A 25,078-nucleotide genomic window follows, 5' to 3' on the forward strand; every position below is an offset into this window, starting at 1 on the left:
GGCGGGTCGTGGTGATCACATCAAGCGGTGATCACATCCAGGGTATCCCCGCCGAGTGTGCAGTTACGGGTGCATCGCGCGAGTGGAACGGACGGCAGGTGCACGCTCGGCGGGTCAGGCGCGGTCGTGCAGCCACTCCACGATGCGGCCGACGGTGCCCTCCGGGCTGCGGATCCAACCGTTGTGGCCCAGCGGCTCCGGCTGATGCCAGGTGGTCAGGTCCGCCTTCGGCATCTTCGCGACCAGGTTCTTGATCGCCTGCCGCGGCGCCAGGTCGTCGTCCTCCATGGAGATCGACAGCACCGGCAGGGTCAGCCGGCCGATCCTCTCCTCGTAGTCGATGTCGGCTCCCGTCGGTTCGATGGTGCCGGTGCGCGCGAACCTGGACCAGTCCCCGATCAGCACCTTCGACTGCCTGCCGAACCCGCCCACGTCCAACCGGTCCCCCGGCCAGAACCCGGCGACGTTCGCCGTCACCGACATCGCCGCCGATCCGGCCAGCAAGGCCGCGCCGCGGACCATCCCGTGCCCGCGGTGGTACGGCGAACCGGACGCCACCAGGATCAGCCCACCGAGCTTGCCCCTTGCCCTTGCCGCGTACATCACCCCCAGCTGGCCGCCCATGCTGTGACCGAGCAGGTAGGGCGTGCTGTCCGGGAACCTCTCCCGCACCACCTCGAGGGTCGCCGGATAGTCGACGGACGCCAGCTCCTGGTACCCGTAGCTGCTGTCCGCGCCCGGCCGGGGCCTGCTGTCGCCCTGTCCGCGGAGCTCACCGATCGCCGCGTTGAAACCGTGTGCGACCAGCGCCTCGGCGACCGGGTCGTAGAACCCGCCCGGCACGCCGAGCCCAGGGAAGATCACCACCACCGGCGCCGCCTCCCGGCCTGCGAACAGCCGTACCGCGATGGTGGTGCCGTCGGGCATCTGAATCGGAATGGTGTCCACGGTCCAATACTCTCTCGCCGCGGCGCCTGCCGATAGGGTTCGGACATGGCAACCGCTGATCCGCTGTTCCTGCCCGCAGGCACCGTGTTCGCCCCGGACGACCTGATCTTCTACGCGGACCGCGGCCGCCGCAGCCTCGACCAGGCGCTCGCCGACGCCGATCTGCTTGTCAGCTGCCCACATTCGGGGGCTGCCATCCCCGAGGAGCTCGGCGAGTTCCTCGCGCCCGAGTTCACCCGCCGGTTGCAGTTCGACTTCACCGACTGCTCCACCAGCCCGGTGGTGCGGCGCTGGGCGGAGATCGACCCCCGCATCGTCTACGTGGAGAACCCGCACCCCCGGATGGTGCGCGACCCGAATCGCGCACGCCCCGAGGACCTGTACGCCACCCTGCGGGAGGCGTTCGCGCGGGTCCGCGCCGCAGGCCCAGGAAACAAGGCCGACCTGAGCGGGGTCGACGCCATCCGCCCCGTGACCTTCTCCTTCTACCCGCTGCTGCGTGAGCCTGCCGACGACGCCGGCCTGCACCGGCTCGCCGACACCTTCGCCGAGGTCGCCTCCCGCGGGCTCGACGTCTACGAGCGGACCCGCGACGACCTCATCGAGCGGATGGTGGCGCTCGCCTTCGAGCGCGCCGAGAAGTCCACCGGGCCGGTCGAGTTCACCACGCTCTCCTTCCACGACACGATGAACCACACCACCACCAGGGACGGCGCGGTGAACGTCGAGCGGGCCGAGGCCGACCGACTGCCCGCCGTGGTGGCGTTGTCGAACCGCGGGGACGACCAGGGCGATCCGCGCGGCGACAACCCGGTGAGCATGGCCCCGCAGGCCGTGCGCGCGCTGGCCCAGGCGCACAGGGCAGGCTTCGAGGTGGCCGACCCGACCGCCGTCATGCTGAACCAGCCGTACCTGGGCAGCCACGAGATCATCACCGCGGGTGCACGATTCCGCGAGCTCGGGCCCCGGTCCGCCGCCGCGGGGGTGGCGCTCGGCGCGGTCCAGGCGGAATTCAGGCGCGAGTTCCTGCTCGGCCCCGACCTCACCGCGGAACTGATGCGGCCGGGCGTCGGCTGGCCGGAGCCGGACGCCGACCGGGTGGACATGCTCGCCCACGCGTGCAAGGCCAGCTGGGACGGGTACCGGACCCGCCGATAGCCGAGGGCTGTCAGCCCAGGACGATCCCGAACACCATGCCTGCCGCGATGGTGGTGATCGCCAACACGATCGTCGGGATGAAGAACGAGTGGTCTACCAGCTTGGTGCCGAGCTTGGTGCTGCCCGACTCGTCGAAGTTGGCGGCCGCGATCTGTGATCCGTTGGTGGGCAACAGGTAGATGCCCGCGAAGGCGCCCGCCCACATGCCGGTGAGCAGCCCGGGAGCGAGCCCCGCCGCCAGGCCGATCGGCACGATGGTCCTGGTCGCCGTCGACTGGCTGGTGGTGAGCACACAGACCAGGAAGACACCGAGCGCGAAGATCCAGGGCGCGGCGTCGACCCAGTCACCGACGGTGTTGGTGATGAGCTCCTGATGGGCGCTGATGAAGGTGTCGGTGAGCCAGGCCAGGCCGAACAGCGCGATGGCCGAGACCATGCCCGCCTTGAACACCGTCGAACCGGGGACCTCCGCCACGTTCGGGCGGCACACCAGCAGGATCAGCGTGCCGACCACGAACATCATCATCTCGATGATCGGGGTCATGCCCATCGGCGAGCCGTCGGCCGCTTCCGGTCGAATCTGCTTGAACAGACCGAAGATCACGATCGCGGCGACGCCGAGCAGGAAGATGATGGCGGCATTGCGACCCTGCGTGGTCGACTTCAGCTCGACCGCACCGGGGCCGTTCGCGGATGCGGCCGAGGGCGCGAGGAGCTCGCCGGACGCGATCCGGGCCTGGATCTCCGGATCCTCGTCGATGTTCTTGCCCAATCGGTTCACGACGATCGAGGACAGCACGATGCCGACGATCGCGGCGGGCAGCGTGATCTTGATGATGTCGATCAGCTCGAAGTTGTACGGCTCGACATCGGTCAGGGTGACCATCGCAGCCATCGCCGCCGAGACCGGGCTACAGGCCAGGGCCACGCCGGTCGCCACGACGGAGAGCGAGAGCGGGCGCGAGGGCCGGACACCGTTGCGGTACGACGCGTCGTAGATGACCGGCAGCAGCGGGTACAGGATGTTCGAGGTGCCGGCGCCGACGGCGAACAGGAACGAGACCAGCGGTGCGATCAGCGTGATCTGCTTGGGGCGCTTGGAGATCAGTTTCGCCGCGATCGTCACCATCCAGTCGATGCCGCCCGCCGCCTGCATCATCGACGACGCCAGCACGACCGACAGGATGATCAGCAGCGCGTCGACCGGCGGGCTGCCCACGTCCTCCCGGAACACGAAGACCAGCACCGCCACACCCGCGCCGCCCCACAGGCCAAGTGCCACACCGCTGGAGCGGGTGCCCATCACGATGCAGCCGAGCACGACGACCAGTTCCAGGGCGATCTTCAGCGCATCCACGCAGGTCCACCTCGCCTATCCACGGAGAACATTCGTTGTGTCAAACATTGGTTCCGGTGATGCTACGGCGCGCTCGACGGAATCGGTGGGACCTTCCGCCGAGCTCGGGCCGGTCAGTCCCCCAAGGAGTCTCGCGCGCGGCAGACGATGAGCGGATCCGGGGTCCCGACCACCTCGTCGTCCCTGTTCTCGTAGTCGAAGCGGCTGAGCACGTGCCGCATGGCGTTGATCCTGGCGCGCTTCTTGTCGTTGCTCTTGACGACCGTCCACGGCGCGATGTCGGTGTCGGTGAACCGGATCATCTGCTCCTTGGCGGCCGTGTACGACTCCCACTTGTCCAGCGACGCAAGGTCCATCGGGGAGAGCTTCCACTGCCGGACCGGGTCCACCTGCCTGATCGCGAACCGGGTGCGCTGCTCGTTCCTTGACACCGAGAACCACAGCTTGGTCAGGCTGATCCCCTCGTCGACGAGCATCTGTTCGAAGAGCGGGGCCTGGCGCAGGAAGCGCGCGTGCTGGTCGTCGTTGCAGAAGCCCATCACCCGTTCGACACCCGCCCGGTTGTACCAGGAGCGGTCGAAGAGGACGAGCTCCCCGGCAGCGGGCAGGTGCTCGACGTACCGCTGGAAGTACCACTGGCCCTGTTCGCGGGCGGACGGCTTCTCGAGGGCCACCACCCGCGCGCCCCTCGGGTTCAGGTGTTCGGTGAACCGCTTGATGGTGCCGCCCTTGCCCGCCGCATCCCGACCCTCGAACACGATCACGTGTCTGCGCCCGGTCGCCTTGGACCAGTTCTGCAGTTTGAGCAGCTCGATCTGCAGCAGTCGCTTGGCCATCTCGTACTCGGCGCGCTCCATCCGCTCCGCATACGGATACCCCTCGCGCCAGGTGTCGACGGCCCGACCGTCCGCCGTGCCGACCAGGATCGGGTCGTCGTCATCGTCGTCCAGGACCGTGAACGCGGAGGTGTCGGCGAGATCCACTGAGTGGTCGAATTCGGTCATCCGCGGACGGTAACCGCCGCGCTCGTCGGCCCGGTGTCGCCCGGGTGAACGCTTTCACCGCGCCCCGGCGCGGGCCGCGATCTCACCTGATCCAATAACAGACGGATAACGTAGGTGCATCAATCAATTGAGTCGCCGACAAAAGCCCGATCGCACCCGTCGCCGAAGCTCATCCTGGCGACATGACCACCTCGAGTCCGGCCCCCACCAAGCTCTGGGTCCCCCGCATCCTGACCGCACTGGTCGCGAACGGTGTCCTGCTGTGGATCGCCGATCTGGTCCTCGGCCCGTTCCACATCTCCTATCCCCTGTGGTTCATCGTCGGCACGATCCTGTTCACGTTGGCCACGCTGTTCGTCAAGCCGGTCCTCACCCGCCTGCTGAGCACCGTGCCGGGACTGCGCGCCTACACCTGGGTCGTCAACCTGGTCGCGACATACCTCGTCCTGCTCATCGTGGTGCTGCTGACGAACGACTTCCAGATCCGAGGCTTCTGGACCTGGGTGTGGGCAACCCTGATCATCTGGATCGGCTCGGTCGTCTACGACGAACTCGACGACAAGCTCGAGTCGAGCATGAGGCCGGGCAGGCACAAGGCCTCCGGCAACTAGTTCGACCGATCGCCTCGTCGGGGGCATACCCCGCCCCCGACGACAAGACGGCGCCGACCCCGCGTACTCCGCGAGATCGGCGCCGTCGTTGTCGCCTGTGCTGTCGGGCCCGTCAGAGACCGATCGATGCGGCCAGCATCGGCCACGACTTGTGCAGGTCGTCCTGCCAGTAGCCCCACGAGTGGGTGCCGTTCGGCCGGAAGTCGACGACGGCCGGGATGCCGAGCTCACCGAGCCGCTTGGACAGATTGTTGGTGCAGATCAGGGTCGCGCCCTCGATCACGCCGCCGAGCAACGCCTGGTTCGCCAGACCGGAGATGCCGCCGGTCTCCTCCAGGTTGTCATGCGCTCCCGGCAGTCCGTTGCCGGAGGAGATGTAGAGCTGGGTGCCGCGCAGCTTCTCGGCGTTGACGACCGGGTCGTTCGCCACCCAGGCCGCGTCGTTCTTCGCGCCCCACATGTTCTCGACCTTGGCGCCGCCCCGCGACTCGACGACCATCTTGATGTAGGCCCGGCCCATGTCGGTGCTGGTCTCGGCGCAGCCGCTGTAGGAGGCGACGCTCTTGTAGAGGCCGGGGGCGGCGATCGCCAGGTTGAGCACCGAGGTGCCGGTCATGGAGATGGCCGCCATCGAGTTCACACCGTTGGTCTTGAACTCGGAGTCGATCAGCGGCGGCAGTTCCTTGGTCAGGAAGGTCGTCCACTTGTTCTTGCCGAGCTTCGGGTCGTCCTTCTGCCAGTCGGTGTAGTAGCTGAAGGCGCCGCCGACCGGGGTCACCACGTTCACGTTCTTGTCCGCGAAGAAGGTCGCGACGTCCGTGCGACGCTGCCAGGTGGCCGAATCCTCGCCGCCGCCTGCGCCGTTGAGCAGGTACAGGGTCGGCCTCGGGGCGCTGGAGTCCATCGGGCGCTGAACCTTGACCGGGATGGTCTTGTCCATCGACGCCGAGTACACGTACGCGGTCACCTGGCGCCCGGTGCCGTCGATCCTCTCGACCTTCGAGGCGGACTGCTCGCCTGCAGGTGCGGCTGTGGCGAGCCCGCCCGCGCCGACCAGGGGAAGGATCATCAGGGCCGCTGCGGCCGCGGCCAGCCGCGCCGTGCGGGCGCCGGATCGACGAAGCATGCTCATGTGTGGTGCACCTGACTGTCTGTGGGCCGAGATCGGTTGGTATTCGGTACTTCTCTACAGAACGGGGGTCCACGCGCAGGTACGCATGGACCCTCGGCTTGCTGCGGGTGATCTTACGCAGGCACTGCGCCTGCGTGGTCAACGATCCCGCGCCGACAGTGTCACCCGGAACGCGTACGACTGTCTCGGAAATTCGCGAAACTGGTCCAACAGCAGACGGGCGGCCGGACTCCCGTCGGGAGTCCGGCCGCCTGCTCGGGGGATCAGCTGAACTTGCTCAGCAGCTGGTAGAGCTCGATGAGCGAGATGATGGTGCTGATGGAACCCATGTGATCCTCCAAGAAGATTGACCTACCGCAGGAAACTGCGTGTGACCCCTCGCCACAGCAAACGAAGATAGCGGACCGAGCGTCCAGATCGGTGACCTACGTTGGTCGCTCGGGTGAACAACGTGTTGCCGCAGGTACCACCCCGACGAGCGGGGCCCGGGCCACCCTTTCGGGTGACCCGGGCCCCGCCGGGTGGAACTGGTGTGGCTGTGGACTAGAAGTCCATGCCGCCCATGCCGCCGGTCGGATCGCCGACGGGCGCTCCGGCCTTCTCCGGCTTGTCGGCGACAACGGCCTCGGTGGTGAGGAACAGAGCCGCGATCGAGGCCGCGTTCTGCAGCGCCGAGCGGGTGACCTTGACCGGGTCGTTGATGCCGGCCTCGAGCAGGTCGCCGTACTCGTTGGTCGCGGCGTTCAGGCCGTGGCCTGCGGGCAGGTTGCGAACCTTCTCCGCGACGACGCCGGGCTCGAGGCCTGCGTTGAACGCGATCTGCTTGAGCGGGGCCTCGAGGGCGACACGAACGATGTTCGCACCGGTGGCCTCGTCGCCTTCGAGCTTCAGGTCGTCCAGCGCGGGGGCGGACTGCAGCAGGGCCACGCCACCACCGGCGACGATGCCCTCCTCGACGGCGGCCTTGGCGTTGCGCACGGCATCTTCGATGCGGTGCTTGCGCTCCTTGAGCTCGACCTCGGTCGCGGCGCCCGCCTTGATGACGGCGACGCCACCGGCCAGCTTGGCCAGGCGCTCCTGCAGCTTCTCGCGGTCGTAGTCCGAATCCGAGGACTCGATCTCGGCGCGGATCTGGTTGACGCGACCGGCGATGGCGTCGGCGTCGCCTGCACCCTCGACGATGGTGGTCTCGTCCTTGCTGACGACGACCTTGCGGGCGCGGCCGAGCAGCTCGAGTCCGGCGGTCTCCAGGGAGAGGCCGACCTCTTCGCTGATGACCTCGCCACCGGTGAGGATGGCGATGTCGGCGAGCTGCGCCTTGCGGCGGTCACCGAAGCCGGGGGCCTTGACGGCGACCGACTTGAAGGTGCCACGGATCTTGTTGACCACCAGGGTGGACAGGGCCTCGCCCTCGACGTCCTCGGCGATGATGACCAGCGGCTTGCCGGACTGGATGACCTTCTCCAGCAGCGGCAGCAGGTCCTTGACCGTGGAGATCTTGGAGCTCACGAGCAGGATGTACGCGTCCTCGAGGACGGCTTCCTGACGCTCGGCATCGGTCGCGAAGTACAGCGAGATGAAGCCCTTGTCGAAGCGCATGCCCTCGGTGAGCTCGAGCTGCAGGCCGAAGGTGTTGGACTCCTCGACCGTGATGACGCCTTCCTTGCCGACCTTGTCCATGGCCTCGGCGATGAGCTCACCGATGGACGAGTCGCCAGCCGAGATACCGGCGGTGGCAGCGATCTGCTCCTTGGTCTCGACCTCCTTGGCGGTGTCGAGCAGGCGGGCGGTGACGGCCTCGACGGCCTTCTCGATGCCGCGCTTGAGGCCGAGCGGGTTGGCGCCAGCCGCGACGTTGCGGAGGCCCTCACGAACGAGAGCCTGGGCGAGCACGGTGGCGGTGGTGGTTCCGTCGCCGGCGACGTCGTCGGTCTTCTTGGCGACCTCCTTGACCAGCTCGGCGCCGATCTTCTCGTAGGGGTCCTCGAGCTCGATCTCCTTGGCGATGGACACGCCATCGTTGGTGATCGTGGGGGCGCCCCACTTCTTCTCCAGGACGACGTTGCGACCCTTGGGTCCCAGCGTCACCTTGACTGCGTCGGCGAGGCTGTTCAGGCCACGCTCGAGACCGCGACGGGCCTCTTCGTCGAACGCGATGATCTTGGCCATTGCGAAGTGATCCTCCGGATTGGGGTGACACACCAGGCGACCGCTCGTCGGGTCGCCTCATGACGCATTTACGCCTACGGCCAGGCTCGGCGCCCGCGACGGACGACCAGGGGTGTCGATGGGATCCCGATCTCACCGTCCCGACCTGGCACTCGCATGACGCGAGTGCCAAGTGCCTTTTTAGCACTCAGGGGTGGCGAGTGCAAGGTCGGGACGGGTCGGTCAGCGCAGCGCGCATACGGCGCCGGTGTTCAGGTTCACGGCGAAGGACAGCGGGCCGACGCACTTGACGCCGGACGCCTCCGCGGTCGCCCCCGAACCCCAGCCCGCCACCGAGATGGTGGTGTGGCCGTTCGAGGCGTTCGAGTGCGAGATGCCGCCGCCGATGGCGAACGCATGGGCGGTGCCCGCGTCGCGCGAAGAACTGAGCGCGACCCCGAATCCGGTCGCGAGGCTGTTCGCGGATCCGCCGTTGGCCACGCTCACCGCGGTCCCGCTGTCCATCGCGGTCGCCCCGGCGTTCCCGACGGTGGCGGTGGCGCCGCAGCTCGCGTCACCGATGACCCTGATGTCGTTCGCCGACGGCGGCGAGGCGCAACCGACCTGCGCGGCGGAGGCGACGCCGGAGCCGGCGACCGCCATGCCCCCCGCGATCGCGATGCCGACCGCCAGACTCGCGCCCGCGCGGGTGATCGACGGAAAAAGGTTGTGGACGCGGGGCATGAGCTGAATCGACACGGAACTCCTCGATAGCAGAGCGAACGGATACCGACGCGACGGTACCCAAGACTCGCCCGGCAACGACCGGATCGACAGATCTCGATTCGGCACCGGTTTCGTGCGGGCCCATCGGGTGACGTCGGCGGCCTCAGTCCCGCAGCTCGGTGAGCAGTCCGGGAAGGTCCGCGACCGAGTCGAGTACATGCCCCGGAGCGGCATCGGTCGCGTCGAGGACGGACTGTCGGAACTTGCCGGTACGCACCAGCACCCCGACGAATCCGGCACGCTGGGCCGCCAGCACGTCGTTCTGGAGATCGTCGCCGATCATCACGGTCCGCTCGGGCGGGGTCCCCATCAGCCCCGCGGCCGCGAGGAACCCGGTCGGCGAGGGCTTGCCGACCACGGTGATGCGGGCGTTGCCCGCCGCCTCCAGCCCCGGCAGGTAGGCCCCGGTGTCGATGCGGATGCCCTCCGCGGTCGCCCAGGTCAGTCCGCCCTGCATCGCGACCACCGGCACCCCGTCGAGCATCAGCTCCACCACCCGGCTCAGCGCGGCGTGGTCGAACTCGGGCCCGGCCCCGCCGAGCACCACCACCTCCGGCCGGTCGGCGTCGAACTCGACGCCCGTCATGTCGCCGGCGATGTCGCCGTGGTTGATCAGCAGACAGCGCTCCCCCGGGTACGCCGAGCGAAGGTGCTCCGCGGTGAGGGCGGCGGCGGTGACGATCTCGTCGGCGTCCACCGCCATGCCGCAATCACGCAGACCGCCGGCGATCTCGGCCCGCGTCCTCGAGGTGGTGTTGGTGAGGAAAGCACGCGCGATCCCACGGTCGCGGACGGCGGCGAGGGCCTCCGCGGCGCCTGCGAGCGGTTGCCAGGAGGTCACCAGCACCCCGTCGATGTCGAACAGCACGCCCTCGACCGCGGCCACGGTTCACGCGCCCGGCTTCTCCGCGACCACGAAGGTCCGGAGGAAGGGGAAGACGGTCCCGAACGGGCCGCGCGGATACGCCTGCCGCAGACGGGCCCCGTAATCCTCCTCGAAGTCCGCCGTCTCGGCGGCGGACAGCCGATCGAGGACCGGCCGCAATCCGGTCCCGCGAACCCACTCCAGCACGGGATCGGGACCAGGCAGCAGGTGCTGGTACTCGGTCCGCCAGGCCGCGACCCGCAGTCCGGCGCCCAGCAGCAACTCGAGATACTCCGCGGGCTCGGCCACCGGGCCGTCGTGGCGCAGCACCCCACCGAGTCGGTCGCGCCACCGCGGCGACTCGGCGATCTCGCGCATCAACCGGTGCGAGGGCGAGCCGAAGTTCGCGGGCACCTGGAAGGCGAGCCAGCCGCCGGGGTTGAGCTCGGCCGCCCACCTCGCCAGCAACTCGCGGTGCGTCGGCACCCATTGCAGCAGGGCGTTGCTCACCAGCACGTCGACCCCCGCGGCGGAGAAATCCTCAGCGCCGCCCAGCGCGAACTCGACGCGTCCGTGGCGGTGGGCGGCGACGGCCTCGGAGATCATCTCCGGCGACGAGTCGATGCCGAGCACCGTGGCGCCGGGCCACCGCTCGGCCAGCGTCACGGTCAGCGTGCCCGGCCCACAGCCGAGGTCGACGACCCGTCGCGGGTCAAGGGCGCCGACCTGACCGACCAGATCGAAGAAGGGCCGGCGTCGCTCCGCCCCGAACAGCGAGTACTGCGCCGGGTCCCACTGCACCGCACCAACGGACCGCGGGGTCCCGCGGTCCGGATCGGGTCGGCTGACGCTAATGGACGTGATCCTGCCAGTCCGCGGGCACCCGGCCCGCCGGGCCCGGCACCGGCTGGTCAACCGGGTGGTGCCGTGGCGGCGCCAGCTCGGGCCCGTCGTACATCTGCTCGGTCTGGAAGTTCCAGAACCAGTCCTCGCCCGGCTCGAAGCTCTGGATGAACGGGTGCCCTGTCGCCGCGGCGTGCGCGCTCGCGTGCTGCGCAGGCGAGGTGTCGCAGCACCCGATGTGCCCGCACTGGGCACATCGGCGCAGGTGCACCCACCAGCCCCCGCCCGCGTCGCACTCGGCGCAGCCCGGCCCGCTCGGCGCGACGCCCGGATCGATCCCGGCAATCTCGGTCATCGTGATCCTCCCGTGCGTGCGAGGGGTTCGGTTCCCTGGCTCGAGTATGCCGCGAAGTCAGCGACGCGCGCGCCCCTTGGCGGCGAGCGCGTTGACGACCGCCGCGGCCTGCTCGGCACCGTCGACGGTGACGGTGAACCGGGAACCGTCTCCGCGCGTGATGCGCAGCGCGGGCCCGGGCCGGACGATGAGCCCGGTGCCGTCGGGGCCTGCGCGGTAGCCGAAACCGCCGAACCTGTTGAGAGTCCCGACCGCGACGACGTCGGCCTCCGCGATCGCGTCGAGCGGGATGCGGGTCGGCCTGCCGGTGATCGGGGTCCGCGCCGACAGCCCGGCGGCGTCGACCGTGACGCGAACCGGCGCCAGCACCAGGGCCATCAACGCGGCCGAGATCGCGGCGATCACCAGCACCAGGACGAACGAACTCGATCCGAAGGCGACCATCCCGAGCACCACCCCGACGGGGACCACGCCGACCACGGCGGCCAGCCAGGGCGGCATCGCGGCCGACCCGGACCAGGCGACCTTCTCGCCGTCCGCCAGCGCGATGCGCGGGGCGTCCTCACTGGGCGGGCGGTGCGCGGTGGCGGGTCCCGGTGCTGGCGACGCCGCGTACCCGATCGCGGCCGCGGCCAGGCCCAGCCCCGCGGGCAGCGCGATCCACCAGAAGCTCGGCGATGCCTCGGCGGCGTCGGTCAGGCCGCGCTGCGGGGCGAGCAGCGCGACCGGGAGGGCCGCGACGAAGGCGCCGGTTCCCGACCCCACCGCGGCGCCGACCCGGGCCGACCGCAGGTCCCGCCGGGTCAGCAGGAGCAGCATCAGGCACAGGCCGACCGCGAACGCCAGGCCGATCAGCGGGGACCACCGCGCGGCGCCCTGCGTAGCGAACCGGTCCGCCACGCCACCGGGGCCGAAGTGCACGGCCACCGGATCGGGCAGTTCCGCGGACCACGCCCCGATCAGGGAGACCGCGCCAACCGCGGTGAGCGCGGGCGGCAGCACGGTCACTGCGAGGGCCCGGAGCCAGCCGACCCTGGGGAATGAGTTCGAGGTGGTCATTGCATCTCCTTGGTGACGAGTGCGGTGAGTTCGGTTGCGCCCATGCCGATCCGACGGGCCTCGGCGACCAGGTCGCGGAGCGCCTCCTGCAGCCGGCCGCGAGCGCTCGCGTCCGCCGTGACGACGGCCCCGCGTCCGCGCCGCAGCTCGATCAGGCCTTCGTCGCGCAGCAGTTGATAGCCCCGCAACACGGTGTGGACGTTGAGGTCGAGCGAGGCCGCCAGGTCACGTGCCACCGGGAGTCGCTCGCCCGGTGCCGCCTCGCCGACGGCGATTGCCCTGCGCACGCTCGAGGCGACCTGCTCATAGAGCGGCTCCGCCGCGGTCTGGTCGATTCGTATCAGCACGCCTTGATTCTATTGTTCTAGTTCCAATAGAACAACTTGCTCAGGCGAGAGTGCACTTACCTGCACATTCATCGAGAGAGGGCGATGGGAACTGCACACTCGACGCCGCAGCGGCGGGTCAGAACCGGCCGCGCTCGACGTCTTCCCTCTCACCGTCGGTCAGCAGCCGCTCGAGCTTCTCGCTCGACCAGGACTTGGGACGGCCCTTCATCCGGGCCGACTCGAGAATCGGGACGGCATCATGTCGCACATGCTGGAGAACGACTGGGATCTTCACGACGGATCACTCCGGTGTCTGCCTGGTTTCAATGCTGCGTGGATACATTTTTCATCGTTCATCATCCCCCCGGTATTACAGCGAAATCCACCCCTGAGGGGCAGTGATTGCCCGCGCTCGGCCGCGGTCACGACCTACAGCCGGGTTCCCTTGCGGCGATACCCTGGAACCAGCTCCTGCGCCGGAAGATCCGGAGGTGGCCCATGCGATGTCGATCCGCCGCGCTGACTCTCGCCCTACTCGTCGCCGGCTGCGCGACCACCACCGACACCGCCTCCCCCGAGACCTCAGGAGAGGCCACCTCCACCGCACGCAGCGTCGTCGCGGCCGCCCCGCCGACCGTCGAGGTGACCGAGCTGCTGACCGGACTGAACAAGCCATGGGATGTCGCGGTCGCGCCGGACGGCACCCTCCTGACCGGGCAGCGCGGCGGCGGGTTCGTGGCCAGGCGGCCCGACGGCACGGTCACCCGGCCGACCGCGGACCTGTCCGACCTCTACGTCTCCGGGGAGACCGGACTGATGGGCATCGCGCTCGATCCGGGGTTCGCGAGCAACCGCCGGGTGTTCACCTGCCAGGGACACCGGGGCGACGGGCCGACCGACGTCCGGCTGTTGGCCTGGACGGTGGACCCGGAGTGGACGTCACTGACCAGGACGGGCGTGGTGCTGTCCGGCCTGCCGAGCGCGGGCGGGCGGCACGCGGGCTGCCGCATCCTCCCGGCACCGGACGGCACCCTGTTCGTCGGCACCGGCGACGCGACCATCCCCACGGCGCCCCAGGACCCACACTCGCTGGGCGGCAAGGTGCTGCACATCAACACCGACGGATCCCCCGCGGCCGGGAACCCCGATCCGGCCTCCCCCGTCTACACCCTCGGCCACCGCAACGTGCAGGGGCTCAGCTTCCGCCCCGGCACCGGGCAGCTGTACTCGGTGGAGCAGGGAACCCACCGCGACGACGAGGTGAACGCGCTGGTGCCGGGCGGCAACTACGGCTGGCGTCCCGACCTCGAACCCGGCCGGTACATCGAGGCCGTGCCGATGACCGACCCGGACCGGGTGCCCGGCGCCCGCGAGGCGGTGTGGAGCTCGGGCATGCCGACCCTCGCCACCGCCAGCGGGTCGTTTCTCCTCGGCCCCGACTGGGGCGACTGGTCGGGCGCGCTCGCGGTCGGGACGCAGCAGGGCGAGAAGGTCCTGCTGCTGGGCCTCACCCCGGACGGCCTCGGGGTCGAGCGCCAGGCCTCCCTGCTCGACGGTCGTTACGGCCGGATCCGCACGGTGAGCGGACAGCCGGACGGGACCCTGCTCGTCACCACCGACAACGGCCGCGACGACGTCGTACTCCGGCTTACTCCGCGCCCATGACCCCGAGCCGTGCCAAGATCGGGCCTTGACGAACGCCCGCGATCCGGCAAGATATCCGTAACGGTGCGTAGCACTAAAACTCTTAGAACCGGAGAAACCCAGTGACGAACACCCTCGAAGCGAGCATCGACATCGCCGCTCCCCCCGCCGCGGTGTGGGCCGTGGTCTCGGACCTCAAGCGGATGGGCGAGTGGAGCCCGCAGTGCAGGCGGATGCACGTCTTCGGCGAGGTCACCCACGGCACCAAGACGTTCAACCTGAACAAGAAGGGCCTGCTGGTCTGGCCGACCACCGCGAAGGTGGTCCGCTTCGAGCCGAACAAGGCGATCGCCTGGCGGGTCGTCGAGAACCACACCATCTGGACCTATGCGCTCGAGGCCACCGACACCGGCACCCGCCTCACCGAGCGCCGGGAGGCGCCGACCGGCACCACCAAGATCTCGTCCTTCCTCATCGACAAGATGATGGGCGGCACCGCCGACTTCGAGGTCGACATGATCGCGGGCATGAACACCACCCTCGCCCGGATCAAGTCGACCGTGGAGTCGAACGCCGCCGCGCGGACCTGACCGTCAGCGTTCTCCCCCGAGAAGCGCCGCGACCGCTTGCTGGTCGCGGCGTTTCGCGTTCTCCAGGGCGGTCCGGCCGTTCGAGTCCTCGATCGCGGGGTCGGCGCCGGCCGCGAGCAGCTGCCCGATCACGTCGAGATACCGGGCCGATCCGTCGCCGTAGACGACCGCCTCCTGCAGCGCGGTCCAGCCCGGTTCGTTGACGTGGTTCACCGGCACGCCCGCCCCGATCAGCGTCCGCACCGTCGAGACGTGCCCGTGTTCAGCCGCCGGGATCAGCGCGGTGCCGCCGTACCGGTTGGTTGCGGCCACATCGGCACCGTGCGCCAGCGTCAACGCCAGGATCTCGTCGAGCCCCTCCGCGCCTGCGTACAGAAACGCCGAGTCCTCGATGTCGTCCTTCGCGTTCACGTCGGCGCCTGCCGCCACGAGCGCCCCGGCCGCGTTCACCGAGTTGGACTTCGCCGCGGCCACCAGCGGGGTCCGGCCACCGGCGCCGCGGGCCTCGAGCGCCGCGCCCGCGGCGAGCGCCGCGCGCACCGCGTCGGCGTCGTCCGCCCGGACCGCCGTGAACAGCGACCGCTCCAGCTCCGGGGTCGAGACCGGCACGGCCTCCGGCGGCGACGCGGTCGTCGAGGCGGGGACCTGGACGGCGGGCGGCCCGGCGTCGACCGCCGGATCCTGGCCGGCGCAGGCGGCGCACACGGCCACCGCCGCGGCCAGGACGACGGCAGCCGACGCGCGCCTCACGTTGGCGTTCATCGCTACCGCAGCGATCCGGCGATGGCCTCGAGGCCGGCCGCGGCGCAGGCCTGATCGGCCATGCCGTCCGGGGCGCCGCCGACACCGATGCCCGCGATGGACGCGTTGCCCGCCTTCACGCTGACGCCGCCCGGCAGGAACAGGGTGCCGTCGATGTCCGCGACGGTGGCGCCGTCACCCTTGGCGCGACCGGCCAGATCACTGGTGTTGGCGCCGAAAGCCGCTGCCGTGTAGCCCTTCTGGCGAGCCGCCTCGACGGTGTGCTGGGCCGCGTTGTCGCCACGCAGCATCGCCTGCACGTTGCCGTTGCGGTCGACCACGGCCACCGTGACGAAGCCGAGCCCGTCGGCCTGGCACTTCGCGAGCGCGGCCTGCGCGGCCGTGCCCGCGGCCCCGACGCTCAATCGGTTCGCGGTCGCCGTGCCCTTCGCGGCCTGGTCGCCGGGGGCCTTCGCCGCGGCTGCGGCCGCTGCGGTGGTGGCGACCGGGGTCGCCGACGCCTCCTTGTCGTCGATCCCGCTGCCGCACGCGGCGGTGGCGAGGATCGCGGCCAGCGGGACGGTGACGGCGAGGGTCTTGGGCAGGCGGCGGGAGAGGTTCATCGCGTGGGCCTTTCGGTAGTGGGGCTGATGGATTCCAGCCTCGCCGCCGGACCCACCCACCCGCATCGGGCCGACGTCTGCCTCCCGATCAGCCGTCAGGGGGCGAGGAGATCATCCGAATGGCCGATCCGGCGGCGACGGCCCCTCCGTAGGATCGAGCCGATGTCCAGTCCAGTCAGCGCCCGGCGCGATCAGATCCCGGCCGACCGGGATTCCCGCGGACCGCTCGATGTCGCGATCCACGTCTCGTTCTACGTGCTGCTGGCGACCTCGACCGCCCGGTACCTGACCTACCACGGCGTCAGCGGCCGGTTCGTCATCGTCGCGGCCCTGATCGTCGCGCTGGCCGCGCTCTACGCCGCGACCGTGCTGCTGTCCCGCCGGGCCGCCGTCTGGCAGCCGTGGGTGTGGCCGGTACTGACCACCTGGGCGGTGCTGGTGTGGCTGGCGCCGAGCTTCGCGTGGTGCGCGTTCCCGATGTTCTTCCTCTGCACCCGCGCGTTCTCGAACAGGACGGCCTATCTGATTGTCGCGGCGCTCGCCGTGGTCACCAGCCTGGCCTTCTTCAACTTCAGCGGCCGCACCGAATGGGCCGTGCTGATCGGCCCGATCTGCACCGGCGCGCTGGTGGTGATCGCGTACGGCCAGATCGAACGGGACAGCAGGGAACGCCTCCGGCTGCTCGAACAGGTCGCCGAGGCGAACTCGCGGCTCGCCGAGACCGAACGCGCGGCGGGCGTGCTGTCCGAACGCGAGCGGCTCGCCCGCGAGATCCACGACACGGTCACGCAGGGCCTGACCAGCAGCCTGCTGCACCTCGAGGCGGCTGACCTGGCCTGGGACCAGCCGCAGTCACCCGCGCGCGAGGAGGTGCGGACCGCGACCGCGTCGCTGCGCGAGAACCTCGCCGAGACCAGGAACCTGGTGCACTACCTGGCCTCCCCCAATCTCGAGACACAGAGCCTGGACGCGGCCCTGCTCAGCGCCGCGCGCGGCCACTTCCCCGCGGCACGGCTGCAGGTGATCGGGACGGCGGTTCCGCTGCCTGCCGAGGTCGGGCACGCGCTGCTGCGGATCACCCAGAGCGCGGTGTCGAACGTGGCCAGGCACGCGGAGGCGCAGACTCTTGGGGTGACCCTGACCTACCTTCCCGGTGCCGTCGCCCTCGACGTGTTCGACGACGGGCGCGGCTTCGCGGCCGACGCCGTCGGCGACCATTCCCCCGCGGGCGGGTTCGGCCTGCGCGCGATGCGGCAGCGGGTGCAGGCGCTCGGCGGCACCCTCACCGTGGAGAGCGCTCCCGGCGAGGGCACCGTCATCGCCGCCCAGATCCCGTACGGAGGCGAGCGATGACCGCGACGACCGTGATGCTGGTCGACGACCATCTGGTGGTGCGCGCCGGCCTGCGGGCCCTGCTGGACTCCCAGCCCGACATCGAGGTGATCGGCGAGGCCGACACCGGCGAGCAGGCCGTTGACATGGCCGCGGAGCTCGCGCCGCGGCTGGTGATGATGGACCTGGCGCTCGGCGCGGGCATCGACGGCGTCGAGGCGATCCGCCGGATCCGCGCGGCCTGTCCCGCGCTGCCGGTCCTGGTGTTCACCACCTACGACACCGACGCCGACGTGGTCAGGGCCATCGATGCCGGTGCCATCGGTTACTTGCTCAAGGATTCGGCGCCGCAAGAGATCTTCGCCGCCATCCGCGGGGCGGTCGCGGGCCAGAGCGTGCTGTCGCCGCCGGTGGCGTCGCGCTTGCTGCAGCAGATGCGGCGGCCCGACGAGGCCCTCACCGCGCGCGAGGCCGAACTGCTCACCCTGCTCGCGGAGGGCCTGACGAACAAGGAACTCGGCAAGCGCCTGTTCATCAGCGAGGCCACCGTCAAGACGCATCTCGCGCACATCTACGCCAAGCTCGGGGTGGACACCAGGGCGGCTGCGGTGTCGGTCGCGTTGCGCCGCGACGGGATTCGCTGACGGCCCCACTGTCGGTGGCCCGGCCTACGGTCGGTCCCCCACCCGACGGAAGGCAGACGATGAGCGAAGCGGACCCGATCATGACCGGCATCATGGCGGCGCAGGAACTGGCGAACGGGGGCGACCGGGCGGGAGCCCGCGCGGCGTTCGCGACGTTGTGGGATCGGATCGGACCCGACGGGGACCCGTTGCACGCCGTCACGCTCGCCCACTACATGGCCGACGTCCAGGACGAGCCGGCGGACGAGCTCGACTGGGACCTGCGCGCGCTGCGGGCGGCGGACTCCCTCACCGACGAGCGCGCCCAACGCCACCACTCGTCGCTGCAGGTGGCGGGCTTCTACCCGTCGCTGCACCTGAACCTCGCCGCCGACTACGCCAAGCTGGGCGAGGACGACCGGGCGCGGGCGCACCTCGAGCTCGCGGAGGCGCGCGTCTCCGCGCTGTCGGACGACGGCTACGGCGCGACCATCCGGGGCGGCATCGCCCGGCTGCGGGAACGGCTCTCCCCGGCCGGGTGAGGCGTCCGGCCGCCGCCCCGTTCACCCAGCTCAGCGGCGGCCGGGTCCCCGTCCCGAGCCCGTCTCGGCTAGCCTGTGGGTGCCCGCACCCGGCCTCGAAGCCGCCCGGGCGCACGTTTTCGCCGGACAGCAAGACGAAACAGTAAGAGGAGCCCGTGGCCCGCCGCCCCATCCCGATTGGCACCCCGCAAACCACCGGTATCGCGCACGTCGCGGAACTGGTCCGCAACACGGTTCCGCCGCTGCATCCGGCCGGGATCCCGTTCGTCGCGGCGCCGCTTGCGGTCGCGCTGCTCGGGCGCAACCGCAAGTGGGTCCGCCGCGCCGGTCTCGCGGCCGCAGGCGCCAGCGCCGCCTTCTTCCGCCACCCGCACCGGGTGCCGCCGAACCGCGCGAACGTCGTGGTCTCTCCCGCCGACGGTGAGGTCGCCCTCGTCGACACCGCCGTCCCGCCCGCCGAGCTGAACATGGGCGACGCCCCCGTCCCCCGGGTGAGCATCTTCCTGTCCGTGCTGGACGTGCACGTGCAGCGCAGCCCCGTCGCGGGCGAGGTGCTGGCCGTGGTCCACAAGCCGGGCAAGTTCCTCTCGGCCGACCTCGCCGAGGCCAGCGACGCCAACGAGCGCAACTCGATGCTGCTGCGCACCGAGGCCGGTCACGAGATCGCGGTGGTGCAGATCGCCGGACTGCTGGCCCGGCGCATCGTGTGCGACGCCAACGTCGGCGACCGGCTCCCGATCGGCGACACGTACGGACTGATCCGATTCGGGTCCCGGGTGGACACCTACTTCCCCCAGGGCACCACATTGATGGTGGAGCGGGGCCAGCGCGCCATCGGCGCCGAAACCGTCCTCGCCCAGCTCCCGTGAACGCGCCGAAGCGCACCGTCGCCGCGGCGGTGACGGCCAGGAGGACGGCGGCGTCCGGACTGTTCCTGCTGCCGAGCACCATCACCATCCTGGCGCTGTGCGGCGGCCTGTCCGCGGTCAAGTTCGCCCTCGACGGCAAGCTCGGCATCGCGCTCGCGATGATCGGTGCGGCCGCGGTGCTGGACTCGCTGGACGGCCGGATCGCCCGACTGCTCGACGCCACCAGCAAGATCGGCGCCGAACTCGACTCGCTGTCCGACGCCATCTCGTTCGGCGTCGCGCCTGCCCTCGTGCTCTACGTGACGCTGCTCGACGGCGGCAGCGCGGGCTGGATCATCGCGCTCGTCTACGCGGTGAGCATCGTGCTGCGGCTGGCCCGCTTCAACACCCTGCTCGACGACGACTCGGCGCCCGCCTACACGAGCGAGTTCTTCGTCGGTGTGCCAGCCCCGGCGGGCGCGCTGATCGCGCTGACCCCGCTTGCCGCCTACATCCAGTGGGGCGACGGCTGGTGGTCGTCCTTCTACGTGGTCGCCACCTGGACCATCCTGTCCGCCGCGTTGATCGTCAGCCGGGTGCCCACCCTTGCGATGAAGACCTTCGCCGTGCCGAAGCGGATGGCCGCGGCACTGCTGGTGGTCGTCGCGCTGGTCGCGGCCGCCCTGGTCACCTACCCGTTCGTCCTGATGATCGTGCTGGTCTTCGCGTACCTCGTGCACATCCCGTTCGCGGTCCGCTCCAAGCGCTGGGTCGCCGCGCGCCCCGAGGTGTGGGACATCAAACCGGCCGAGCGACGGGCGATCCGGCGGGCACCGACGGGCGATCGCGGCCGGGTCTCCGCCGCGCGCCTCGGACTGCGCCGCCCCCGGTAGTCCGGCGGCGGCGGCGTCGGCGCACCTCGCACTAGGCTGGTCGACGTGAACTCTCCGGAACTCGCGCTCACCGCCCGGTTGAACACCTCCGCCTCCGACGCCCGCCGCGGCGTGGTGCGGCTGCACCCCGAGGCGCTGGCCGCGCTGGGGCTGCGCGAGTGGGACGGCATCGCCGTGATCGGTGCCAGGCGCACCGCGGCCGTTGTCGCGCTGGCACCAGCAGTCACGCCGACCGGAACCGCGCTGCTCGACGACGTCACCCTCTCCAACGCCGGGCTCAAAGAGAATGCGCGCGTGGTGCTCTCGCCCGTGACGGTGTACGGCGCCAGGTCCGTCACCGTCAACGGGTCGGCGCTCGCGGCGGCGTCGATCCCCGACACCACGCTGCGGCAGGCCCTGCTCGGCAAGGTGCTCACCGTCGGCGACACGGTCTCGCTGCTCCCCCGCGACCTCGGCCCCGGCACCAGCACCGCGGGCGCGACGCAATCGCTGGCGCGCACCTTCGGTGTCGCCTGGACCTCGGAACTGCTCACCGTGACGTCCGTCGATCCCGCGGGACCGGTGAGCGTGCAACCCAATTCGGCGGTCAGCTGGGGCAGCGGCGCGGCCACACCCGGGGTTGGCGCGGCGCCCTCCGTCGAGATGCAGGCCGCACCGGCCCCCGCGCCTGCGCCCGCACCCGTTCCGTTGGCCGACCTGGTCGGCGTCGGCGCCCAGGCCGCCAAGCTCAGCGAGTGGCTGAAGCTGGCGCTGGACGAGCCGGAACTGTTGCACACGCTCGGGGCCTCCCCGCATCTCGGCGTGCTCATCACCGGGCCTGCCGGGGTGGGCAAGTCGACGCTGGCGCGGGCGGTGCTCGCCGAGCGCGCCGTGGTCGCACTGGACGGCCCGGGTGTCGGCGCGCTCGATTCGGCCACCCGGCTGCAACGGGTGTCGGACGCGGTGGCCCGCCTCACCGGTGCCGTGAGCGGGGAGCCGCACGAGCGCGGGGTGCTGCTCATCACCGACATCGACGCGCTGCTGCCCGCCGAGCCGGAACCGGTCTCCACGCTGATCCTCGACGAGCTGCGCCGCGCGGTCGACACCCCGGGGGTCGCGTTCGTCGCGACCACCGCACATCCCGATTCGCTCGACGACCGGGTCCGCGGCCAGGACCTGTGCGACCGCGAACTCACCGTGGCGCTGCCCGACGGCAGGCTGCGCAGGGCGCTGCTGGAGCTGATGCTGCGCAAGGTCCCCACCACCGACCTCAAGCTCGATGAGATCGCAGCGCGGGCACCGGGTTTCGTCGCCTCCGACCTCGCCGCGCTGGTCCGGGAGGCCGCGCTGCGGGCCGCGGCGCGGGCCAGCAGCAGCGGGGAAGACCCGAACCTGCTGCAGGAGGACCTGGTCGGCGCGCTCGACGTGATCCGCCCGCTGTCGCGTTCGGGGACCGAGGAGCTGGCGATCGGCAGCGTCACCCTCGAGGACGTCGGGGACATGGTCGAGACCAAGCAGGCCCTCACCGAGGCGGTGCTGTGGCCGCTGCAGCACCCGGATTCCTTTGCCCGCCTTGGGGTGGACCCGCCGCGCGGGGTGCTGCTGTACGGCCCGCCCGGCTGCGGCAAGACCTTTGTGGTCCGTGCCCTCGCCAGCTCCGGGCAGCTCAGCGTGCACGCGGTCAAGGGCGCCGAGCTGATGGACAAGTGGGTGGGAGCGTCGGAGAAGGCGGTGCGCGAGCTGTTCCAGCGGGCCAGGGACTCGGCCCCCTCGCTGATCTTCCTCGACGAGGTGGACGCCCTGGCACCGCGCCGCGGGCAGAGTTCGGATTCCGGGGTCACCGACCGGGTGGTGGCCTCGCTGCTCACCGAGCTCGACGGTGTCGAACCGCTGCGCGACGTCGTGGTGCTCGCGGCGACCAACCGGCCGGATCTGATCGATCCGGCGCTGCTGCGCCCCGGCCGGATCGAGCGGCTGGTCTTCGTGCCGCCGCCGGACGCCGAGGCACGCAAGCAGATTCTGCAGACCGCAGGGAAGTCGATCCCGCTCGAGGCGGACGTCGACCTCGATGCGCTGGCGGAGGATCTCGACGGGTACTCGGCGGCGGACTGCGCGGCGCTGCTGCGGGAGGCGGCCCTGGCCGCCATGCGCCGCAGCGTCGACGCGGCAGACGTCACGGCGGCCGACGTCGCCGCGGCGAGGAAGGCGGTCCGCCCGTCGCTCGACGCCGAGCAGGTGGCGCACCTCGCGGCGTACGCCGAGAATCGCTGAGGCTACCGGGCCGGCGGCCACGGGACTAGCATCCGTGAGCATGCCGAGCCGCCGATCGTTCCGCCCGCTCGCCCGCGCCTGCACCACCCTGCTCGTGCTCGTCGGAGCCGTCGCGATCGCGGCTCCGCACGTCTCGGCCGCACCGCCCCCGGCGTCGTCGACCACCTGGCTGTGCAGGCCCGGTCAGGCCGACGACCCGTGCGGCGGCCGATCCGGCGCGCCGGTCGACTGCTTCTACGTGTATCCCACGGCGTCGCTGCAGCAGTCCGTGAACGCGAACCTCGACCCCTCGCCCGAGCTGCGCACGGTGGCCCGCGCGCAGGCGGAACCGTTCGGCGAGAACTGCAACGTGTGGGCCCCGGTGTACCGGCAGGTCACGCTGCGCGCGCTGTTCACGGGGACGCCTGCCGAGCGCAGTGTCGCGTTCGACCTCGCGTACGACGACGTCGAACGCGCGTGGGACGACTACCTCGCCAACCACAACGACGGCCGCGGTGTGGTGCTGATCGGCCATTCGCAGGGCACCAGGATGCTCCGGATGCTGATCCACAATCGCATCGACGGGAAACCTGCTCAGTCGCAGCTGGTCTCGGCACTGCTGATCGGGGGCGACGTGCTCGTGCGCAAGGGCCAGCTGGTCGGGGGCGACTTCACGTCGGTGCCCGCGTGCACCGACACCACCCAAACCGGATGCGTCGTCGCGTACTCGGCCTACTCGAGGACCCCGCCACCCGACACCCGCTTCGGGCTGGCGCCGCAAAAGGCCGGCACCTCCGGCACCCGCGCGAACCTCCCGTTCGGGCCCGACTATGAGGTGCTGTGCACCAATCCCGGTTCGCTGCATGACAATGCGGACGCCCCGATCCGTGGCATGGCCGCCGGCCGTGAGGTCGACCGGTTCCGCGCCAGGTGCACCGGCGGGGGCGGACCCCACGTGCTCATGGTCGACGGCCCTGGTGCCGCGCTGCTGCCCGCACTCCCGATGGAGACCTGGGGTCTGCACCTGCTCGACGTGAACCTCGCGCAGCGGGACCTGGTCGACCTCGTCCGGGCCCAGAGCGCGGCCTACACACGCTGACGCGCTGCGCGTCGCGATGCACTCACCGTGGTCGGCGAGGATACTCGAGTCACCGGCGAGCGACACCAACCATGAAGAGAGCGACTGACACCATGGAGAATCCGTCTCAGCTGATTGATGCGAGGATCGAGGAGCTCGGTGACTGGCGGGGCGAGATGCTCGCTCACATCCGAACTCTCATCAAGAAGGCCGACCCCGATGTGGTCGAGGACTGGAAGTGGCGCGGGGTTCCGGTGTGGTATCACGCCGGAATGATCTGCACCGGTGAGACATACAAGAAGATCGTCAAGGTGACCTTCGCCAAGGGCGCCTCGCTGGACGACCCGTCGGGCCTGTTCAACACCGGCCTCGACGGAAACACCAGGCGTGCCATCGACATCCACGAGGGCGACACGATCGACGACAAGGCGTTCACGGCGCTCATTCACGAAGCCGTGGCACTGAACACGGCCTAGCGCTGTCAGCGCGCCCACTGGGCGTCGGACGGGCACTCACGTACCCGACACGACGCCCAGTGTCGCTGCGTATCAGACCCAGCGGGCGAGGAGCTGGTTGGCGCGCACGGCAAGCGCCGCCTGGAGCAGCGGACCGAAGCTGACCCGGCCGACCCCGAGGGAGGCGTAGCTGGCCTTCTCGCCGCGCACCGGATCGGCGATCGCGTTGACCGGCAACGGCAACTCCGAGGTCAACCGCTGGTACACCTCGTCGCTGTGGAACCCGACCGGGTACAGCGAGTCCGCGCCCGCCTCCGCGGCCAGCTTCATCCGGGCGATCGCACGCTCGACGCGATCGGACTCGTCGCCGACCTGCTTGATGAACAGGTCGGTGCGGGCGTTGACGACGATGTGCACGCCCGCGGCATCCGCCGCCCGACGCAGCCCGCCGACGAAGTCCGCGTGCTCCTGCGCCTCGCGCAGCCTGCCGCCCTCGCTGTGCACGGTGTCCTCGATGTTGAGGCCGACGGCGCCCACCTCGATCAGCCCGGCGATCAGCCGTTCGGGGGTCTGCCCGTATCCGGACTCGATGTCGACCGAGACCGGCAGGTCGACGGCTGCGGTGATCTGTGCGACGCGGGTCAGCAACTCCTCGAAGCTCATGCCCTCGTTGTCGGGCTTGCCGATCGAGTCCGCCACCGGGTGGCTACCCACCGTCAGCGCCGCAAACCCGCCCTCGGCGGCCAGGTTTGCCGACCAGGCGTCCCATACCGTCGGCAGGATCACCGGATTGCCGGGCTGATGCAGCTGCAGCAGTGCGGTCGCCTTGTCGTTGATCGAAGTCATGCGCGCTCCTCGCGTCGTAGTCGGTCGTCACGATCCTGG

The 25,078-nt window shown here is 70.5% G+C and carries 27 protein-coding genes; 12 read left to right on the forward strand and 15 right to left on the reverse strand.

All coding sequences use genetic code 11. The features are described from left to right. Positions 1-114 precede the first annotated feature (114 nt). Complete coding sequence (locus tag BR31_RS0112280; protein ID WP_027501229.1) at positions 115-948, reverse strand: alpha/beta hydrolase family protein; 834 nt, start codon at positions 946-948, stop codon at positions 115-117. A gap of 45 nt (positions 949-993) precedes the next feature. On the opposite strand from BR31_RS0112280, the gene BR31_RS0112285 reads away from it, so the two are divergent. Further along, on the forward strand, positions 994-2,106 hold the full coding sequence (locus tag BR31_RS0112285; protein ID WP_027501230.1) for an N-formylglutamate amidohydrolase: 1,113 nt from the start codon (positions 994-996) through the stop codon (positions 2,104-2,106). Between the two features lie 10 nt (positions 2,107-2,116). On the opposite strand, the gene BR31_RS0112290 is transcribed toward BR31_RS0112285, so the two are convergent. Further along, positions 2,117-3,463, reverse strand: coding sequence for an anaerobic C4-dicarboxylate transporter (locus tag BR31_RS0112290; RefSeq protein WP_027501231.1), 1,347 nt, complete (start codon positions 3,461-3,463; stop codon positions 2,117-2,119). Between the two features lie 113 nt (positions 3,464-3,576). Continuing rightward, positions 3,577-4,467, reverse strand: a complete 891-nt coding sequence (gene ppk2 / locus BR31_RS0112295) for a polyphosphate kinase 2 (protein ID WP_027501232.1) — start codon at positions 4,465-4,467, stop codon at positions 3,577-3,579. Positions 4,468-4,649: 182 nt separating this feature from the next. On the opposite strand from ppk2, the gene BR31_RS0112300 reads away from it, so the two are divergent. Next, on the forward strand, positions 4,650-5,078 hold the full coding sequence (locus BR31_RS0112300; protein WP_027501233.1) for a phage holin family protein: 429 nt from the start codon (positions 4,650-4,652) through the stop codon (positions 5,076-5,078). Positions 5,079-5,190: 112 nt separating this feature from the next. Here BR31_RS0112300 and BR31_RS0112305 read toward each other — a convergent pair whose 3' ends face one another. From BR31_RS0112305 to BR31_RS32200, 9 genes are all read right to left on the reverse strand, one after another. Then, complete coding sequence (locus BR31_RS0112305; RefSeq protein ID WP_027501234.1) at positions 5,191-6,204, reverse strand: alpha/beta hydrolase; 1,014 nt, start codon at positions 6,202-6,204, stop codon at positions 5,191-5,193. 549 nt (positions 6,205-6,753) lie between these two features. Then, positions 6,754-8,379 (reverse strand): chaperonin GroEL, encoded by a 1,626-nt coding sequence (groL, locus tag BR31_RS0112310; protein WP_027501235.1) that lies wholly within the window; start codon positions 8,377-8,379, stop codon positions 6,754-6,756. 222 nt (positions 8,380-8,601) lie between these two features. After that, a complete protein-coding gene (locus tag BR31_RS0112315) occupies positions 8,602-9,102 on the reverse strand; it encodes a DUF6764 family protein (protein WP_051637353.1) in 501 nt (166 codons plus the stop codon). A gap of 145 nt (positions 9,103-9,247) precedes the next feature. Continuing rightward, the gene (locus BR31_RS0112320) at positions 9,248-10,030 is read right to left on the reverse strand and encodes an HAD-IIA family hydrolase (RefSeq protein ID WP_027501237.1); all 783 of its coding nucleotides are present in this window, start codon (positions 10,028-10,030) and stop codon (positions 9,248-9,250) included. Between the two features lie 3 nt (positions 10,031-10,033). After that, complete coding sequence (locus BR31_RS0112325; RefSeq protein WP_027501238.1) at positions 10,034-10,810, reverse strand: methyltransferase domain-containing protein; 777 nt, start codon at positions 10,808-10,810, stop codon at positions 10,034-10,036. A gap of 49 nt (positions 10,811-10,859) precedes the next feature. After that, positions 10,860-11,207 (reverse strand): UBP-type zinc finger domain-containing protein, encoded by a 348-nt coding sequence (locus tag BR31_RS0112330; RefSeq protein ID WP_027501239.1) that lies wholly within the window; start codon positions 11,205-11,207, stop codon positions 10,860-10,862. Positions 11,208-11,264: 57 nt separating this feature from the next. Beyond that, complete coding sequence (locus BR31_RS0112335; protein WP_027501240.1) at positions 11,265-12,266, reverse strand: hypothetical protein; 1,002 nt, start codon at positions 12,264-12,266, stop codon at positions 11,265-11,267. Beyond that, positions 12,263-12,613 (reverse strand): GntR family transcriptional regulator, encoded by a 351-nt coding sequence (locus BR31_RS0112340; RefSeq protein ID WP_027501241.1) that lies wholly within the window; start codon positions 12,611-12,613, stop codon positions 12,263-12,265. Before BR31_RS0112340 ends, BR31_RS0112335 begins: the two co-directional genes overlap by 4 nt. Before the next feature lie 118 nt (positions 12,614-12,731). Then, a complete protein-coding gene (locus BR31_RS32200) occupies positions 12,732-12,890 on the reverse strand; it encodes a hypothetical protein (protein ID WP_156042454.1) in 159 nt (52 codons plus the stop codon). Positions 12,891-13,093: 203 nt separating this feature from the next. Here BR31_RS32200 and BR31_RS0112350 point away from each other — a divergent pair, with 203 nt between their 5' ends. Continuing rightward, entirely contained in the window at positions 13,094-14,260 is a 1,167-nt protein-coding gene (locus tag BR31_RS0112350; RefSeq protein WP_027501242.1) for a PQQ-dependent sugar dehydrogenase, read from the forward strand. A gap of 101 nt (positions 14,261-14,361) precedes the next feature. Further along, the gene (locus BR31_RS0112355) at positions 14,362-14,829 is read left to right on the forward strand and encodes an SRPBCC family protein (protein WP_027501243.1); all 468 of its coding nucleotides are present in this window, start codon (positions 14,362-14,364) and stop codon (positions 14,827-14,829) included. A gap of 3 nt (positions 14,830-14,832) precedes the next feature. On the opposite strand, the gene BR31_RS28380 is transcribed toward BR31_RS0112355, so the two are convergent. Beyond that, the gene (locus BR31_RS28380) at positions 14,833-15,591 is read right to left on the reverse strand and encodes an ankyrin repeat domain-containing protein (RefSeq protein WP_081830435.1); all 759 of its coding nucleotides are present in this window, start codon (positions 15,589-15,591) and stop codon (positions 14,833-14,835) included. A 2-nt stretch (positions 15,592-15,593) separates the two neighbouring features. Beyond that, complete coding sequence (locus tag BR31_RS0112365; protein ID WP_027501244.1) at positions 15,594-16,193, reverse strand: GlcG/HbpS family heme-binding protein; 600 nt, start codon at positions 16,191-16,193, stop codon at positions 15,594-15,596. A 162-nt stretch (positions 16,194-16,355) separates the two neighbouring features. On the opposite strand from BR31_RS0112365, the gene BR31_RS0112370 reads away from it, so the two are divergent. The 8 genes from BR31_RS0112370 (at position 16,356) to BR31_RS0112405 (ending at position 24,214) form a co-directional block, all read left to right on the forward strand. Next, positions 16,356-17,546, forward strand: a complete 1,191-nt coding sequence (locus BR31_RS0112370; protein WP_037176425.1) for a sensor histidine kinase — start codon at positions 16,356-16,358, stop codon at positions 17,544-17,546. Next, complete coding sequence (locus BR31_RS0112375; protein WP_027501246.1) at positions 17,543-18,169, forward strand: response regulator; 627 nt, start codon at positions 17,543-17,545, stop codon at positions 18,167-18,169. The genes BR31_RS0112370 and BR31_RS0112375 overlap by 4 nt, the downstream gene beginning before the upstream one ends. 59 nt (positions 18,170-18,228) lie before the next feature. Next, on the forward strand, positions 18,229-18,690 hold the full coding sequence (locus BR31_RS0112380; RefSeq protein WP_027501247.1) for a hypothetical protein: 462 nt from the start codon (positions 18,229-18,231) through the stop codon (positions 18,688-18,690). A 155-nt stretch (positions 18,691-18,845) separates the two neighbouring features. Next, entirely contained in the window at positions 18,846-19,559 is a 714-nt protein-coding gene (locus BR31_RS0112385; RefSeq protein WP_027501248.1) for a phosphatidylserine decarboxylase, read from the forward strand. Positions 19,560-19,618: 59 nt separating this feature from the next. After that, positions 19,619-20,431 (forward strand): CDP-alcohol phosphatidyltransferase family protein, encoded by an 813-nt coding sequence (locus BR31_RS0112390; protein ID WP_037176473.1) that lies wholly within the window; start codon positions 19,619-19,621, stop codon positions 20,429-20,431. 45 nt (positions 20,432-20,476) lie between these two features. After that, positions 20,477-22,681 (forward strand): AAA family ATPase, encoded by a 2,205-nt coding sequence (locus tag BR31_RS0112395; protein ID WP_027501250.1) that lies wholly within the window; start codon positions 20,477-20,479, stop codon positions 22,679-22,681. A 40-nt stretch (positions 22,682-22,721) separates the two neighbouring features. Then, a complete protein-coding gene (locus tag BR31_RS0112400; protein WP_037176475.1) occupies positions 22,722-23,759 on the forward strand; it encodes a DUF3089 domain-containing protein in 1,038 nt (345 codons plus the stop codon). 92 nt (positions 23,760-23,851) lie between these two features. Continuing rightward, a complete protein-coding gene (locus tag BR31_RS0112405) occupies positions 23,852-24,214 on the forward strand; it encodes a DUF1801 domain-containing protein (RefSeq protein WP_197023602.1) in 363 nt (120 codons plus the stop codon). A 72-nt stretch (positions 24,215-24,286) separates the two neighbouring features. Here the strand turns inward: BR31_RS0112405 and BR31_RS0112410 are convergent, their stop codons facing one another. Then, a complete protein-coding gene (locus BR31_RS0112410; protein WP_027501253.1) occupies positions 24,287-25,039 on the reverse strand; it encodes an isocitrate lyase/PEP mutase family protein in 753 nt (250 codons plus the stop codon). Positions 25,040-25,078: the final 39 nt, after the last annotated feature.

The sequence above is a fragment of the Rhodococcus sp. UNC363MFTsu5.1 genome, from assembly GCF_000686785.1.
In the GTDB taxonomy this organism is placed as follows: Bacteria; Actinomycetota; Actinomycetes; order Mycobacteriales; family Mycobacteriaceae; genus Rhodococcus_G; species Rhodococcus_G maanshanensis.

What these genes read in the sequence shown, in the direction of transcription:
- BR31_RS0112305 (WP_027501234.1), bottom strand. Translation starts at nt 6,204, where the DNA reads ATGCTTCGTCGATCCGGCGCCCGCACGGCGCGGCTGGCCGCGGCCGCA.
- BR31_RS0112380 (WP_027501247.1), top strand. Translation starts at nt 18,229, where the DNA reads ATGAGCGAAGCGGACCCGATCATGACCGGCATCATGGCGGCGCAGGAA.
- groL (WP_027501235.1), bottom strand. Translation starts at nt 8,379, where the DNA reads ATGGCCAAGATCATCGCGTTCGACGAAGAGGCCCGTCGCGGTCTCGAG.
- BR31_RS0112405 (WP_197023602.1), top strand. Translation starts at nt 23,852, where the DNA reads ATGGAGAATCCGTCTCAGCTGATTGATGCGAGGATCGAGGAGCTCGGT.
- BR31_RS0112350 (WP_027501242.1), top strand. Translation starts at nt 13,094, where the DNA reads ATGCGATGTCGATCCGCCGCGCTGACTCTCGCCCTACTCGTCGCCGGC.
- BR31_RS0112365 (WP_027501244.1), bottom strand. Translation starts at nt 16,193, where the DNA reads ATGAACCTCTCCCGCCGCCTGCCCAAGACCCTCGCCGTCACCGTCCCG.
- BR31_RS0112330 (WP_027501239.1), bottom strand. Translation starts at nt 11,207, where the DNA reads ATGACCGAGATTGCCGGGATCGATCCGGGCGTCGCGCCGAGCGGGCCG.
- BR31_RS0112375 (WP_027501246.1), top strand. Translation starts at nt 17,543, where the DNA reads ATGACCGCGACGACCGTGATGCTGGTCGACGACCATCTGGTGGTGCGC.
- BR31_RS0112285 (WP_027501230.1), top strand. Translation starts at nt 994, where the DNA reads ATGGCAACCGCTGATCCGCTGTTCCTGCCCGCAGGCACCGTGTTCGCC.
- ppk2 (WP_027501232.1), bottom strand. Translation starts at nt 4,467, where the DNA reads ATGACCGAATTCGACCACTCAGTGGATCTCGCCGACACCTCCGCGTTC.
- BR31_RS0112400 (WP_037176475.1), top strand. Translation starts at nt 22,722, where the DNA reads ATGCCGAGCCGCCGATCGTTCCGCCCGCTCGCCCGCGCCTGCACCACC.
- BR31_RS0112315 (WP_051637353.1), bottom strand. Translation starts at nt 9,102, where the DNA reads ATGCCCCGCGTCCACAACCTTTTTCCGTCGATCACCCGCGCGGGCGCG.
- BR31_RS0112300 (WP_027501233.1), top strand. Translation starts at nt 4,650, where the DNA reads ATGACCACCTCGAGTCCGGCCCCCACCAAGCTCTGGGTCCCCCGCATC.
- BR31_RS0112370 (WP_037176425.1), top strand. Translation starts at nt 16,356, where the DNA reads ATGTCCAGTCCAGTCAGCGCCCGGCGCGATCAGATCCCGGCCGACCGG.
- BR31_RS28380 (WP_081830435.1), bottom strand. Translation starts at nt 15,591, where the DNA reads ATGAACGCCAACGTGAGGCGCGCGTCGGCTGCCGTCGTCCTGGCCGCG.
- BR31_RS0112410 (WP_027501253.1), bottom strand. Translation starts at nt 25,039, where the DNA reads ATGACTTCGATCAACGACAAGGCGACCGCACTGCTGCAGCTGCATCAG.
- BR31_RS0112335 (WP_027501240.1), bottom strand. Translation starts at nt 12,266, where the DNA reads ATGACCACCTCGAACTCATTCCCCAGGGTCGGCTGGCTCCGGGCCCTC.